This window comes from Pseudomonas sp. (assembly GCF_050739775.1).
Taxonomy (GTDB): Bacteria; Pseudomonadota; Gammaproteobacteria; order Pseudomonadales; family Pseudomonadaceae; genus Aquipseudomonas.
Map to the genome: position 1 here is coordinate 1 of NZ_JBOICA010000053.1, position 14,786 is coordinate 14,786.

A 14,786-nucleotide genomic window follows, 5' to 3' on the forward strand; every position below is an offset into this window, starting at 1 on the left:
CCAGCAGCGCCGAGGGATGCAGATGTACCCGGCCGCCGCCGATGAATTGCCAGAACGAATGGGCGTTGCTCAGGCCGCGCTGCTTTCTGAAGCGGAACAGGCCATAGGCGACGCCATAGGAGATGCACAGGAACAAGACCCCGAAACGGCCGTTCACATTGAAAATGCCGAGAAACTGCTCGGTGACGGGCGCGATCACCCACTCGGTCAGATGCTTATAGACAAGCGACAGGGCATCCACGAAACGACAGCCTCGGCCAAAGGGATGGCATTGTAAATCAGATAGATTTACTCAAGCGGTTTTATACATGGCATCAACCATAAGAACACTGCGAATCCTGCGATCGACCGCAGAGCGGTCGCAATCCAGACTACACAAGCCATACAGGTGCCTATTGAAGTCGCGAGTGGCTGCTACGACCCAAAGCTGTCACTTCCGCATGTGGCGAACTTACCGTTTTACTAATCGAATTTATGCAAATCTGATATTAGTGCTATGTGATTGGCGCTCTTTATCGATTAATCGTTGAAAGGTAATTTGCTTCTCGGCGATATCAAATCGAGAGCAAGCCATGATTAAGTGCTTCATCCGCCAATGCATGCCCGCCGCTGCAAAGGCCGGCAGTCTTTGTTTCGCGCTAGGCGCCAGTGAGTTTGTCAGCGCTGACGATCACGCCCCGCTGATCATCAAGGATCAGGGCAGCCTCACTGCCGGCGGTGGGTTGATCACCCAGCCGGGAACCTTCGACCCCTACAAACCGTTGATGCCCGATGGCCAGACCTATCACGGCGACCATGTGTATGCGTTCTATCAGGTTCCCGTCGACGCTCGTCCGCTGCCGATTCTCATGCTGCATGGCGCAGGGCAGTCCGCAAAGTCCTGGGAGACAACGGCCGACGGCCGTGAAGGGTTCCAGAACATTTTCCTGCGGCGAGGATTCTCCACGTACCTGATCGACCAACCGCGCCGTGGCGATGCGGGACGCAGCCTGACTGAGATGACGATCAAACCAGTGCCGGATGAGCAGCTGTGGTTCAATCAATTCCGCATCGGCCTGTGGCCCGAACGCTTCGAAGGCAGCCAGTTTCCACATGGGCAGGCGGCGCTGGAACAGTTCTTTCGGTCGATGACGCCCAACACCGGGCCTTACGACATTGACATCGTATCCAATGGCCTTTGCGCGCTGCTGGAAAAGACTGGGCCGGCCATTTTGTTCACACATTCTCAGGGCGGCGGTCCCGGTTGGCTGACGGGGATCAAAAGCCCAAATGTGCGGGCCATTGTGGCGTTCGAACCGGGCAGCAGTTTCGTGTTTCCAGAGGGGGAGGTGCCCGCACCGATTGCCAGTGCGTTCGACACGCTCTCGGGTCAGGCCGTATCGGCGGAACAGTTCAAAGCACTGACCCAGATCCCCATCGTTATTTTCTACGGCGACAACATCCCCGGCCAACCGGTTCGGTTACCGGCCCAGGACAGTTGGCGCGCGCGGCTCGAGATGGCGCGCCTATGGCGCGATACGGTGAATCGCCATGGCGGTGACGTCACGCTTGTTCACCTGCCGCAGATCAATATCAAGGGCAATAGCCACTTTCCTTTTTCGGACATGAACAACGTCGAGATCGCTGATCTGGTTTCGCGGTTTCTCGCTGAAAAAAACTTGGATTGACCAAGAGCGTGGCGATATCACTCCCCCCTCTCACACACTTGAAATGTCAGGAGTATTCCTATGATGCGAGCCACGTTAAAGGCCACGTTGATGGCTGCCATGATCGGGATGTCGGGCATCGAAGCCGAGGCTGCGGACTACAAGCAGAATCCATTCACGTTGACCTACGCTGGCGCGCTGACCAAGAACGAACCGGGTAAGGTCAATATCCATCCGGTCACCTACACACTTGATGGCCTGGACATTGCCGCCAACGTTTACACTCCGGCGAACTACGATGCGGCGAAAAAATACCCGGTCGTCGTCGTGGCGCACCCCAATGGTGGGGTCAAGGAGCAGGTCGCGGGTCTGTATGCCCAGCGTCTGGCGGATCAGGGCTACATCACGATCACGGCGGATGCTGCGTATCAAGGGGCCAGTGCTGGTGAGCCGCGCAATGTCGACAAACCGGCGCATCGCATCGAAGACATCCATGGCATGGCTGACTTCATTGCCAGCTATCCCGGCGCCGACAGCAAGCGTCTGGGCTTGCTCGGTATCTGCGGTGGTGGTGGCTATTCATTGGCCGCGGCGCAAACCGACAAGCGCTTCCAGTCGATTGCGACCTTGAGTATGTTCAACTCCGGGCTGGTTCGCCGTAATGGCTACCAGGATTCGCAACTGTCGACGATTCAGCAACGCTTGCAGCAGGCGTCGGCGGCCCGTGCCCAGGAAGCGGCGGGTGGGGAAGTTCGCTACGTCGGTGATGCCAAGCTGACTGATGAGCAGATCGCCAAGCTGCCGTTTGATCTGTATCGACAGGGCTTCGAGTACTACGGCAAGACCCACGCTCATCCCAACTCGACTTTCCGTTACACCCAGAGCAGCCTGATGGACCTGATGAGCTTCGATGCCACGAATCAGATCGAGCTGATCGACAAGCCGTTGCTGATGATCGCGGGCAGCAAGGCCGACAGCCTGTACATGTCGCAACAAGCCTTTGCCAAGGCCACCGGTACCCAGGACAAAAGACTTTTCACCATCGATGGCGCGACCCATATCGACACCTACTGGGTGCCTGCGTATGTGGACGCGGCAATGGACCAGTTGACCGCGTTTTACGCCAGAACGCTCTGACTTGAAGGGGTACGTCCTCATGAAGAACACCTTGATAGGCATCGTGGTGTGCGCCGCGGTCCCCTTTGCCGACGCCGCCGGTGCAGACAATGCCAGTGGGTCCCGGACCGCGCAGCAGATCAGCCGGGCGGGCACTCAGGCTTCGGTTGCGGGACCTATGGATTATTTCACCGGGCGGGTACGCGTCGATCCCTTGTTTCCCGCCACGGACGAGATCAATGCTTCCGGCGCTTATGTCAGCTTCGAAGCGGGCGCACGCTCGGCCTGGCATACCCACCCCGCAGGACAGCGATTGGTGGTGACTTCCGGCATGGGACTGGTTCAGGAATGGGGCAAGCCGATGCAGGAAATCCGCCCGGGCGACGTGATCGTCTGCCCTCCAGGCGTCAAGCACTGGCATGGCGCCGCTCCGACGAGCGCCATGACGCACCTGGCTGTGACTGGCTTGGCGGATGGCAAGAGTGTGCAATGGCTGGAGCAAGTGACCGACGAGCAATACAACGCCCAAGGTTCGCAGGCAGCGAAAGCCGAGCCTGCAACCCAACCGGTGTCCGAGACGCTGTCTGCCAAGCAACAGGCCATCCCGTTGATGGCCGCTGCCATGGCCACGAGCAACATGTCCGGGCTCAATTCCGCGTTGAATCAGGGGCTGGATGCGGGCCTGACGGTCAGCGAGGCGAAGGAAATTCTGGTGCAACTTTACGCCTACAGCGGTTTTCCACGCAGTCTCAATGCACTCGGCGAGCTGATGAACGTGGTCGAGGCACGCAAGCAACGCGGCCTTCAGGACGATCCAGGGCGCGAGCCCGGCCGGGTCATTCCCGTCGGTGATGAACTCCTGGCGGCGGGCAAGGCCAATCAGACGCGAATCGCCGGTGCGCCTGTCCAGGGCCCGTTGTTCGACTTCGTTCCCGTTATCAACCAGTACTTGCAGGCGCATCTGTTCGGCGACATCTTCGAGCGCGACAACCTGGACTGGCAAAGTCGTGAGCTGGCCACCGTCGCTGCTTTAGCCGTCACCCCCGGTGTCGAGCCGCAACTGCGCTCGCACATGGCTGCCAGTCTGCGGGTCGGTTTGACCGCTTCACAGTTGCGTCAACTGATCCAACTGCTGGCCGACCAAGGCAATGCTACTGCGGCCAAGCGTGCCGGCGAAGCATTGGACACCGTTCAGGCTAATCAACCCAAATAGCGCAGGGCTTCGCGCAGCAAGGTGAAGGCCGGTGAACTCTGGCGCCGGCTCGGATAATAGAGGTGGTAGCCAGAGAAGGGTTCGCACCAGTCTTCGAGCACGCGAACCAAGCGACCTTGCGCTACATGCTCCAGCACCAGGTCCTCCGGCATATAGGCCAGTCCCAGTCCCTGGAGGGCCGCCTCCAGGCGCATGGCGATGTTGTTGAATACCAACTGGCCTTCGACCCGTACTTTCAGTTCTTGCCCGTCTTTCTCGAACTCCCAGAGGAACAATCCGCCGTAAGTCGGCATGCGCAGGGTGATGCAGTTGTGCACCATGAGGTCACTCGGGGTGACCGGCCTGGGATATCGGCTGAAATACGCCGGGGAGCCAACCACCGCCATCCGCATGTCAGGGCCGATGCGCATCGCGATCATGTCCTTGGCCACTTGCTGACCCAGCCGTACGCCAGCGTCGAAACCCTCCGCGACGATGTCGGTAAGGCCATAGTCGACGATGATTTCGATATTGAGATCGGGATTATCGGGCAGCAGCTTCGCTAGCACCGGATGCAACAGCGTGATCGCCGAGTGCTCACCTGCCGTGATGCGCAATTTGCCGGCCGGTTTGTCGCGGAACTCGCTGAGCAACGCCAGCTCATTGTCGATTTCTTCAAACCGGGGGGCGATCACCCGCAGCAAATGCTCGCCGGCTTCGGTGGGGGAGACGCTTCGAGTGGTGCGAGCAAGCAACCTGACTCCCAGTCGCTCCTCCAACTGACGCATCGCCCGGCTCAAGGCCGGTTGAGACATGCCGAGCCTGGCAGCGGCGCGGGTGAAACTGCGCTCTTGGGCCACGGCTGAAAAGATCGCAAGTTGGTCGTAGCTTTCGACGGTCATTTATACGCACCTGTCGCACATTCGTCAGTTTTTAAGTTGGCTGTATATATTTATTTCGAGTAAAAAGATCGCAAGCGAAACTAAAGCTGACTGACTCTAAGATAAAAGTTTCGCAGAGGCAATCATGCCAATAGTTATCTCTAGTTAAGTTTTGGCATTAGCTGGCAGCCATGGCATTCACGTAACGAATTACAGCCGTGCGGCGCCCTTTCGCCTGGCGTAAGGCTGACCTACGCATGGTCCTGAATTGTTACTGCCTGGAATCTGCCTGAACACCGGGCTTGCGGGGAGTCTGCTGTCACGGGCGTTGGTCGCTGCACAGAGGTCACGTGGGACCGGCCAGCGGCCACTGCTGAAAAGCACAAGACTTTCGGCTGAAAAACCGGATAATAGCGGCCAAATCGTTTTGCACGTTATTATGGTATTCCCGCATGGAAATCAAGGTCAACTTTCTCGACAACCTTCGGCTTGAAGCCAAGTTTGATGACTTCACCGTGGTCGCCGATCAGCCTATCCGCTATAAAGGCGATGGTTCGGCGCCGGGTCCGTTCGATTATTTTCTGGCGTCGTCGGCCTTGTGCGCAGCTTACTTTGTGAAGTTGTACTGCCAAACGCGTGATATCCCCACCGATAATATTCGCCTGTCGCAAAACAATATTGTTGATCCGGAAAACCGCTACAACCAGATCTTCAAGATTCAGGTCGAGTTGCCAGCGGATATCTGCGCCAAAGATCGCCAGGGCATTCTGCGTTCCATCGACCGTTGTACGGTGAAAAAGGTAGTGCAGACCGGGCCTGAGTTCGTGATCGAGGAAGTCGACAACCTCGACGCCAATGCCCAGGCATTGCTGATGCTGGACCCGGCGTCCGACGCCAGCACCTATATTGCCGGCAAGGATCTGCCGCTGGAGCAGACCATTGCCAACATGTCGGGGATTCTCGCCGGCCTGGGCATGAAGATTGAAATCGCTTCGTGGCGCAACATTGTTCCCAACGTCTGGTCGTTGCATATCCGCGATGCGCAGTCGCCGATGTGTTTTACCAACGGCAAGGGCGCGACCAAAGAAAGCGCGCTGGCCTCGGCGTTGGGCGAATTCATCGAACGACTGAACTGCAACTTCTTCTACAACGATCAGTTCTGGGGCGAAGAGATCGCCAACGCGGCGTTTGTGCATTATCCGGACGAGCGCTGGTTCAAGCCTGGCCGTAAAGATGCACTGCCGGCGGAAATCCTCGACGGCTACTGCCTGGAGATCTACAACGCCGATGGCGAGCTGCGCGGCTCGCATCTGTACGACACCAACTCCGGCAATGAAGCGCGCGGCATTTGTTCGCTGCCTTTTGTACGTCAGTCGGACGGCGAGGTGGTGTATTTCCCCTCCAACCTGATCGAAAACCTGTACCTGAGCAACGGCATGAGCGCCGGTAACACGCTGGCCGAAGCGCAGGTGCAATGCCTGTCGGAAATCTTCGAACGTGCGGTAAAACGCGAAATTCTGGAAGGTGAACTTGCACTGCCTGATGTGCCGCAGGAGGTGCTGGCCAAGTACCCGGCGATCCTGGCCGGCATTCAGGGCCTGGAAGAACAGGGCTTCCCGGTGCTGGTGAAGGATGCGTCGCTGGGCGGTGAATTCCCGGTGATGTGCGTTACCTTGATGAACCCGCGTACCGGCGGCGTATTTGCCTCGTTCGGTGCGCACCCAAGCTTTGAAGTGGCGCTGGAGCGCAGCCTGACGGAATTGCTCCAGGGCCGCAGCTTCGAAGGTCTGAACGATCTGCCGCAGCCGACCTTCGAAAGTCACGCGCTGACGGAGCCGAACAACTTTGTTGAGCACTTCATCGATTCCAGCGGTGTCGTGTCGTGGCGCTTCTTCAGCGCCAAAGCCGATTTCGAATTTGTCGAGTGGGACTTCTCCGGCCAGGGGGAAAACTCCAACGCCGAAGAAGCCGCGACCTTGTTCGGCATTCTCGAAAGCATGGGCAAAGAAGTGTACATGGCGGTGTATGAGCACCTCGGCGCAAGCGCCTGCCGCATTCTCGTACCGGGCTATTCGGAAATTTACCCGGTCGACGATCTGATCTGGGACAACACCAACAAAGCGTTGTTTTTCCGCGAAGACATTCTCAATCTGCATCGCCTGGATGAGAGCGAGCTGCGCGCGCTGGTCGACCGCCTGGAAGAAAGCGAGCTGGATGACTACACCGACATCACCACACTGATCGGCATCGAATTCGATGACAACACGGTCTGGGGTCAGTTGACGATTCTGGAGTTGAAACTGCTGATCCATCTCGCCTTGCAGCAGTTTGAAGAAGCGAAAGAGCTGGTGGAAACCTTCCTGCAGTTCAACGACAACACCGTCGAGCGTGGACTGTTCTATCAGGCCCTGAATGTGGTGCTGGAAGTACAACTCGATGACGACCTGGAGCTGGACGATTACGAAGTCAACTTCCGCCGGATGTTTGGCAATGAGCGGATGGACGCAGTGATCGGCTCGGTGGACGGCAGCGTGCGCTTCTATGGCTTGACGCCTACGAGCATGAAACTGGAAGGACTCGACAGGCACCTGCGATTGATCGACAGCTACAAAAAGCTGCACACGGCGCGGGCCAACGCGGTAGCTTGATCCGGTTAACAGCACTGACGAAAAAGCACCTTTGGTGTTTTTTTTGTTTTTTGCCGGTTGCCACGAATTGCGCCGTGGCAAGTAGCACACCCTATTGGTTTAGTAATAACCCACCTGAGCGTTAGAAAAGCAGAGCCTTACTACCTTTACTTCCGTGCCACCTTACACGGCGAGCAAACGACCATAGGAAAGTTTTATTGTTCGCTGTGGAGTCATGCCCTGCATCGAATGGATCGAGGCCCGGATGTCTCGCCTGGGAAGGCTTAGTGAATCCCGGTGTCTTGAGTGATTTGCAATCACCCTTGAACAGTAAGAGATAACAATAATGATCAAAACTCTGAAATTCGCAGCGCTGGCAACCGGATTGTTGACTGCCAGTCACGGCCTTGCGGCCGATCTCACCATCGTCTCCTTCGGTGGCGCCAACAAAGAGGCCCAGGTCAAGGCCTTCTACAAACCCTGGCAGCAAGTCAGCGGCAGCAAGATCATTTCCGGCGAATACAACGGCGAAATGGCCAAGGTCAAAGCCATGGTCGACACCCGCAGCGTCTCCTGGGATGCAGTGGAAGTCGAATCGGCCGAGCTTGCCCGCGGCTGTGACGAAGGCATGTTCGAAACCCTCGATCCCGCGCAAATCGGCCTCGACAGCAAAGACTTCGTCCCCGGTGCCATCCAGCCATGTGGCATCGGTTTTCTGGTGTACTCGACGGTGCTGGCCTACAACGCCAGCAAATTGAAAGAGGCGCCTACCGGCTGGAAAGACTTCTGGGATGTCGAGCGCTTCCCCGGCAAGCGCGGCCTGCGCAAACTGGCCAAGTCGACCCTGGAGTTTGCCTTGATCGCCGACGGTGTAGCGCCTGGGGAGGTCTACACCTTACTGGCGACCGAGGCTGGCCAGGATCGTGCCTTCGCCAAACTCGACCAGATCAAACCGCACATTCAGTGGTGGGAAGCGGGCGCACAGCCGCCTCAGTACCTCGCGGCCGGGGATGTGGTGATGAGCTCGGTGTACAACGGCCGCCTTTCGGCTGAGCAACGCAAAACCTATGACCTGAAAATCGTCTGGTCCGGCGGGCTCTACGAGTTCGACTCCTGGGCCATCCCGCGCGGTGCTTCACGCCAGGAGAAAACCCGCGAATTCATCGCCTTCTCGCTGGAGCCTGTGCAACAGAAGCGCTTCGCCGAGCACATCGACTATGGCGCCGCCAACCTGCAGGCGATGGACCTGCTCGACAAGACACGCATCGCCGAACTGCCCACCGCGCCAGAGAACCTTGCCCAGCAGGTGCCGGTAGACGCACTGTTCTGGGCGGACCATGGTGAACACCTGGAGCAGCGCTTCAACGCCTGGGCTTCGCGTTGATCTTCTGAACGGTTGCCATTGCCAGCCATGGGGTGTAAACCCCATGGTTGCGAAACGCAGATCAGCAAGGAGCCAGACATGAGCGTTCGAGGCAACGATCGTCAGATCGACAACATTGAGTTCAACGTCAGCGACATCGCTCGCAGTAAAGCCTTCTATGGTGCCGCGTTCGGCTGGACATTCGTCGATTACGGCCCGAGCTATACCGAGTTCAGTGATGGCCGTCTTACCGGTGGCTTCACTACAGGCGAGGCCGTTCGGCCGGGTGGGCCATTGATCATCCTGTATGCGGATGACCTTGATGCAGTGCAGCAGCGTCTTGAAGGCCTTGGCGCTGTGATCAGCCGCGAAACTTTTGCGTTTCCTGGGGGGCGCAGGTTTCATTTCATTGACCCGGATGGATATGAGCTGGCGGTTTGGACAGCGCAGCAGTAGGCTTCGGCGCCTGATTTTATGGATGCAACTCAACAGGGAGCCGCCGAGATGGCTGAACAAATCTTGAAGACCAAGCTGGTCAATTTTCTCGTGGCTGACGCCCAGGTCAATCGCAGGAACGTCAGCGCTTTTGACAATGCGAGTTCATTGTCCGCTTTGATGGAGGTCTTCAAGAAGGTATCCGGAGGGCTGTGGGTTGGCGGCAAACTGGTGGTTACCCAAAGCGTAATTCGTCTGAGCGCCAACGCCATGAACCGCTTTGTTCAGCACGGCACGCTGGATATAGAAGTGCCGCTGGCATTGATTCGAAAGGTCAGCGTCGAACATGGGTATATCACTAAAATCGTATGTGTGGAGACCGATGCAGGCACCGTTAAATTTCGGTGTTTCGGGGCGAAGGACATCGCCAGGCAGATTGAGGGCTTGAGTCGCTCGCAGACTTCGATAGCGGCTCTGTAGGTGGGCCTCATCTGCGGCCTCGATGCTATCGTCGGCAATCACTCCCCTGCTTAAACAGAATCTAGTGTGTTGCATCCACCGGTTGAATCCACAACCCAAAGCTGCCTGTCATATCAGGCAGCAACTGAACTGCACGGTAGGGCTCGCGAGCGTGGTGTGATGGCTCGCGAGAACCGCTGACAAGGAACTAATCGTCAATGTTGAACCATGTATCGGCCGTTGTAGGGCTGATCTGCTTCTCTCGGGGACGCGATAACCTAGCCGCCTTTGTTGGCCGCTTGGTGACCCTCATGGGCGTCGTGGCTTGTCTGAGTATCGGCAGTCTCGACTTTGACTTGCACTTCAATCTTGCCGGCCTTTTCGAACTCCAGGGTCAGCGGGAACTGTTCACCGGCTTTCAGCGGCTTGTCCATACCGGATAGCATTACATGGTTGCCACCGGGCTGGAATGTCACCTCGCCATGGGCAGGGATATCCACGCTAGCAGTCTGTTGCATATCCATCATGCCGTTACTGGGGGCCTGAAGGTGTAGTTCACATTTTTGTGCTCGAGGGCTGCTGACACCGACAAGTCGGTCGGCCTGGCTTTCGTGGTTGTGTATCGTGAAATAGGCGGCGCCACCTGGAATATCAACTGGTAGCTCCCGCGACCAAGGGTGTTCGATCAGCAGTTCTCCTACCTTGTACTCATGGGCAACGCTTGACTGGGCACAAGCGATTAGAGCAGCAAGACTCAGGATACGAAAAACCATAGAGATCTCCTTGTCGTAATAAACTGTACTTGGGAGCGACACCCTCAACATAGGCAGCAAGCATCCCGAACGCAAATTGTCATTTTCAGAAGTTGATCGCACCGAATTCGAAATGTCTCGCCTGGCAGAAGCGACCGCTTCTGGCCCGTTCCGAGCCACTCATTGGACTCTCTCCAGTAATTTCGCTCCGTCCGGCGAAGTCATCTATCCCGCCCTGCAAAGCCAAGACATGGTGTCCGCGGACACCATCGCCCTTAATGCGGGAGTTCGGAAGGTGTGTTCGCCGTCTACTAACAGATCGGCAAGATATGGTCGGAGAGCTCTCTTCGGCCCGATATCCCTTGGCAAAGAGCAGGGCCAATCCGCAATTAGCCAGTGGGCGATAGCCTTTTGCCGCAGCTTGGAAGGTTACCGGTCTGTGCCGCCTGGACACCGACAGCCACACCCCGGATCGCACTGTCGCCGTCGCACCGATCGATGATCACCTTTAGAGTCTGCATGACGAGCTCCTTGGCGAAAAACGCATGACAACGGTTTTATCGTTAGTTTTTTATTACGAATTGGATGCGATGGGGCGTACCTGATCCTCCACAACGCATCGGTCCGCGAGTAACCCTATCTACGCAACAGCACCCTCGCGGTAATGGGGGAGTTTTAACCGGAAAACCCCGGAAGTGGGGAATTACCCCCACTGAAAACTGCCTCGTTACCCTTCAACAGCAAAGTCAATGGCCAACCGATTGATTACCGGCGGCTTTTTAAATTTTGCATATACCCCAAGGTTTGGCGTGGCTTTTGCCCATTGCTAAAGCGAAGCGGCAAAGTGCCATTTCTGTCGGGCGTGGCTGGTAAAGCTGCACAGGGAGCGAGGTAAAAATAATGACAAACAATCCACCGGTGAAGTTATTGCCCAATCTTTTCCGGCGCTCGGGCATCGCGTCGGCGCTACTGGTCACATTCGGCTTGGCCAACGTGAGTGCGGCGCCTCTCGATGATTTTGGCCCGCCGCCGCCGACTGATCCCTCGGCCTTTACCGATCCGCCTGCCAACCCCGAGGCCGCGCTGGAAGCACTGGAAACGCTGCCGGATACCAATCGTGGTGCACTTGCCCTGCCCAACGGCGCGTTCGGTGACCGAACCACTCCACGTGCCGAGAACGTCCTGCCCCCGGCGCTGCAGACCTCGTTCAACTTCCCTACCAACGGCAAGCCAAGCCCGCTGTTCGGGGCCCAACCCTATACCCAGCAACTGTTGCTGTTCGAGGAGTTCGGCCCGGAGAAACTCGATCCGACGACCCCGCCCGCCGACCTGACCTTCCCCGTCCCCACCACGGGCCCCGCCCCTGGGCAGGACCCGAACTACGTCGCCCGCAGCGGCCCCTCGGGCACGGCGCTGGAAGCCTTCCTGCGCCAGCCAGGGCTGACCCCGTTCCCGAGCCAGTTTTCCAATGTGCTGGACCGCAACCCCTGGAAAGCGCAAATCGAAGCCTTCCTCAACCGCAGCCCGGTGGGCTCGCCGGCCGAGGGGCGGCCACCGGGAAAAGGCTGGTCGCACCAGCGCTGGAACGAGTTCTACCCTCAGGCCGCGTTCAAGACGGCGCAAGCCGGTGCGCGGGTCAACCTGGGCCTGCGCGACAGCAAGCAGATGCACGGCTACACCAAGGGCGAGTTCGGTCCCGGCGGGCTCTATCACAACACCGCGGGTATTCCGGCCACCGAGGGCACCACCAAAGGGATCGGTATCCGCTTCCACCCGAACATGCCGATCCAGGACCACAAAACTTTGTGGACCTTCGACGGTACGCTACCGCTCAAACTGTTGATGGTCCGCTATGGCCAGCCGCTGTTGATGCGCCACTACAACGCCCTGCCGATCGACCCTGCGGCAAATCGGGGTTTCGGCCTGCACACCCTCAGCACCCACGAGCACAACGGTCATGTGCCGGCCGAAAGCGACGGCTTTGCCAACGCCTTCTTTTTCCCTGGCCAGTACTACGACTACCGCTGGCCAATCCAACTGGCCGGCTATGACACCATCAATACCAGGGCGCAAGACCCGAAGGCGGCGTTCCCCTGCGCGCCGGGGGAAACGCTCTTTGTCAACGATGCCACTCCCGGCCTCAAGACCTGCGAAAACGGCAGCATCAAGGTCCGCGGCGACTGGCGCGAAACCATGAGTACTCACTGGTTTCATGACCATATGCTCGATTTCACCGCGCAGAACGTCTACAAGGGCAACGCCGCGCTGATGAACTACTACAGCGCGATCGATCGCGGCAACGAGGCGCTCGAGGACGGTGTCAACCTGCGCCTGCCCAGTGGCTCGGCATTGCCCTGGGGTAACCGTGACTATGACGTCAACCTGGTATTCGCCGACAAGGCCTGGGACCAGAACGGCCAATTGTGGTTCAACCCGTTCAACACCGACGGCTTCCTCGGCGATCGGATGATGGTCAACTGGCAGTTCCAGCCTTACCTGAACGTGCGCGCACGGAGTTACCGATTCCGCATTCTCAATGGCTCGGTGTCGCGCTATTTCAAGCTGGCGGTGGTCCGCGAAATCCGGGGCACCGGCGGCGAATTCCAGGGACCGGCGGGCTCGGGTGTGTCCTACGCCAGGGTGCCATTCCACATGATCGGCAACGACGGCAACATCATGGAGCATGCCGTACCCTTCGACGGCAGCCTGGACCTGGACGACGATGGCGACCTGCAGGACAACAATGCCATCCTGCCGACCCTGGCCATCGCCGAGCGCTACGACATCATCATCAACTTCGCCAAGCATGGTATCAACCCGGGCGACAAGCTGTATTTCGTCAACTTGATGGAACACAAGACCGGCAAGGGCCCGGAGAAAGACCAGCTATCACTGGCTGACGTGCTGTCCGAAAAATACAAGGCAGTGCTCAAGCAGACCAGCAAAGGGCCGAAATGGGACAATGGCGACCCGGTGGTCGGCAAGTTCCTGCAGTTGAACGTCAAGTCCTATAGCGGCCAGGACCTGAGCCTGGACCCGACGGCCTATGAACCGGCCAAGCCTGGCAAGGTGGCCGGCAAGCAGATGGTCCCGCTGACCATCAACCGCGACAACGCTGACGACCAGGCCAAGCTCAAGCTGGCACGGCACCGCAGCTTTGAATTTGGTCGCTCCGAAGGTACCGATTTGGAGCCCTGGACCATCAAGACCGACGGTGGCATCGGTTATGGCATGGACCCGCGCCGGATCAGCGCGGCGCCCCAGTTGGCCAATGGTCCGACGGATGCCGGCTTCAGCGGCGACGGCACCCTCGAAGTGTGGAAAATCAAGAATGGTGGCGATGGCTGGAGCCATCCAGTGCATGTGCACTTCGAGGAAGGGGTGATTCTCAGCCGCGATGGCAAGGCACCGCCGGAGTGGGAGAAGTGGGCGCGCAAGGACGTTTACCGCGTCGGACCGGAGGTGGACAGCTCCGGCGAACTCGAGGTGGCTATCCGCTTCCGTGAGTTCGCCGGCACCTTCATGGAGCACTGCCACAACACTCAGCACGAGGACACCTCCATGTTGCTGCGCTGGGACGTCGAACACCCCGGCCAGTTCGAGCTGATGCCAACGCCGCTGCCAAGCTGGGACGGCGTGGAATACGTGAGCTCCGCAGCGCTCCCCACCTTCCGCGACGGCGATCGCGATGACGATGACGAGGGTGAGGGTGACAATCAGTTGCCAGTAGCCAGGGCCGATAACGCCAGCACCACTGCCGGTGTGGCGGTTACCCTCAACGTGCTGGGCAACGACAGCGACCCTGACAACAACGTGCCGCTGACGGTCGTCGGCCTGAGCCAGCCGGACTCTGGCCAGGGCACCGTCAGCACCGATGGCACCCGCGTGATCTACACGCCACCGGCAACGGCCACCGAGGCGTTTACTGCAGCCTTCACCTATGAAGTTCGCGATGCCCTGGGCGGTGTCTCGGCAACGCCTGGCAGCGTGACTGTTGCGGTGACACCGGCGGCAACCGCCAACGCAGACCTGAAGGTAACCAGCGCAACCGTCACGGCACGCAGTAAAAACCGCTACACCTGGAACCTGTCCGGGACGACGTCGAAAGCAACCGGCAATACCCTCACGGTCACGGCAGCGACCACCGGCGGTCCGCTTAACCTTGGCACGGCGACGCTCAGTGCTACGGCTACCGGTGCCCGCTGGCGGATCTCGATCACCACCACCGGCAACGGACCGTCGCCGACTCCGACCGTGACGATCAAATCGTCCTTGGGCCAGTCGATAACGGTACCGATCTCGGTCCGCTGACCTG

10 protein-coding genes and 1 pseudogene are annotated in these 14,786 nt (G+C 58.5%); 8 read left to right on the plus strand and 3 right to left on the minus strand.

Going from position 1 to position 14,786, the window contains the following annotated elements; translation table 11 throughout:
- Window positions 1-241, minus strand: a pseudogene (locus ACRESH_RS21645) (sterol desaturase family protein); the annotation flags it as partial.
- Window positions 242-572: 331 nt separating this feature from the next.
- On the opposite strand from ACRESH_RS21645, the gene ACRESH_RS21650 reads away from it, so the two are divergent.
- Genes ACRESH_RS21650 through ACRESH_RS21660 form a run of 3 tightly spaced genes read left to right on the plus strand, consistent with a single transcriptional unit; the run spans window position 573 to window position 3,975 of the window.
- Complete coding sequence (locus ACRESH_RS21650; RefSeq protein WP_431743893.1) at window positions 573-1,667, plus strand: alpha/beta hydrolase; 1,095 nt, start codon at window positions 573-575, stop codon at window positions 1,665-1,667.
- A gap of 60 nt (window positions 1,668-1,727) precedes the next feature.
- The gene (locus ACRESH_RS21655; protein ID WP_431743894.1) at window positions 1,728-2,783 is read left to right on the plus strand and encodes an alpha/beta hydrolase; all 1,056 of its coding nucleotides are present in this window, start codon (window positions 1,728-1,730) and stop codon (window positions 2,781-2,783) included.
- A gap of 19 nt (window positions 2,784-2,802) precedes the next feature.
- Window positions 2,803-3,975, plus strand: coding sequence for a (R)-mandelonitrile lyase (locus ACRESH_RS21660; protein WP_431743895.1), 1,173 nt, complete (start codon window positions 2,803-2,805; stop codon window positions 3,973-3,975).
- On the opposite strand, the gene ACRESH_RS21665 is transcribed toward ACRESH_RS21660, so the two are convergent.
- Window positions 3,963-4,856, minus strand: a complete 894-nt coding sequence (locus tag ACRESH_RS21665; RefSeq protein WP_431743896.1) for a LysR family transcriptional regulator — start codon at window positions 4,854-4,856, stop codon at window positions 3,963-3,965. The two genes, ACRESH_RS21660 and ACRESH_RS21665, sit on opposite strands and share 13 nt — an antisense overlap.
- Window positions 4,857-5,287: 431 nt before the next feature.
- On the opposite strand from ACRESH_RS21665, the gene ACRESH_RS21670 reads away from it, so the two are divergent.
- The 4 genes from ACRESH_RS21670 to ACRESH_RS21685 all read left to right on the plus strand — a co-directional run bounded on the left by ACRESH_RS21670 (window position 5,288) and on the right by ACRESH_RS21685 (window position 9,740).
- A complete protein-coding gene (locus ACRESH_RS21670) occupies window positions 5,288-7,483 on the plus strand; it encodes an OsmC domain/YcaO domain-containing protein (protein ID WP_431743897.1) in 2,196 nt (731 codons plus the stop codon).
- Window positions 7,484-7,808: 325 nt separating this feature from the next.
- Window positions 7,809-8,846: an ABC transporter substrate-binding protein gene (locus ACRESH_RS21675; RefSeq protein WP_431743898.1), complete on the plus strand. Its 1,038-nt coding sequence runs from the start codon at window positions 7,809-7,811 to the stop codon at window positions 8,844-8,846.
- Between the two features lie 78 nt (window positions 8,847-8,924).
- Window positions 8,925-9,281: a VOC family protein gene (locus ACRESH_RS21680; protein ID WP_431743899.1), complete on the plus strand. Its 357-nt coding sequence runs from the start codon at window positions 8,925-8,927 to the stop codon at window positions 9,279-9,281.
- A gap of 48 nt (window positions 9,282-9,329) precedes the next feature.
- Window positions 9,330-9,740, plus strand: a complete 411-nt coding sequence (locus ACRESH_RS21685; RefSeq protein WP_431743900.1) for a hypothetical protein — start codon at window positions 9,330-9,332, stop codon at window positions 9,738-9,740.
- Window positions 9,741-9,997: 257 nt separating this feature from the next.
- Here ACRESH_RS21685 and ACRESH_RS21690 read toward each other — a convergent pair whose 3' ends face one another.
- Window positions 9,998-10,492, minus strand: a complete 495-nt coding sequence (locus ACRESH_RS21690) for a copper chaperone PCu(A)C (protein WP_431743901.1) — start codon at window positions 10,490-10,492, stop codon at window positions 9,998-10,000.
- A gap of 879 nt (window positions 10,493-11,371) precedes the next feature.
- Between ACRESH_RS21690 and ACRESH_RS21695 the strand changes: the two genes are divergently transcribed.
- On the plus strand, window positions 11,372-14,782 hold the full coding sequence (locus tag ACRESH_RS21695; protein WP_431743902.1) for an Ig-like domain-containing protein: 3,411 nt from the start codon (window positions 11,372-11,374) through the stop codon (window positions 14,780-14,782).
- The last annotated feature ends 4 nt before the right edge of the window (window positions 14,783-14,786 follow it).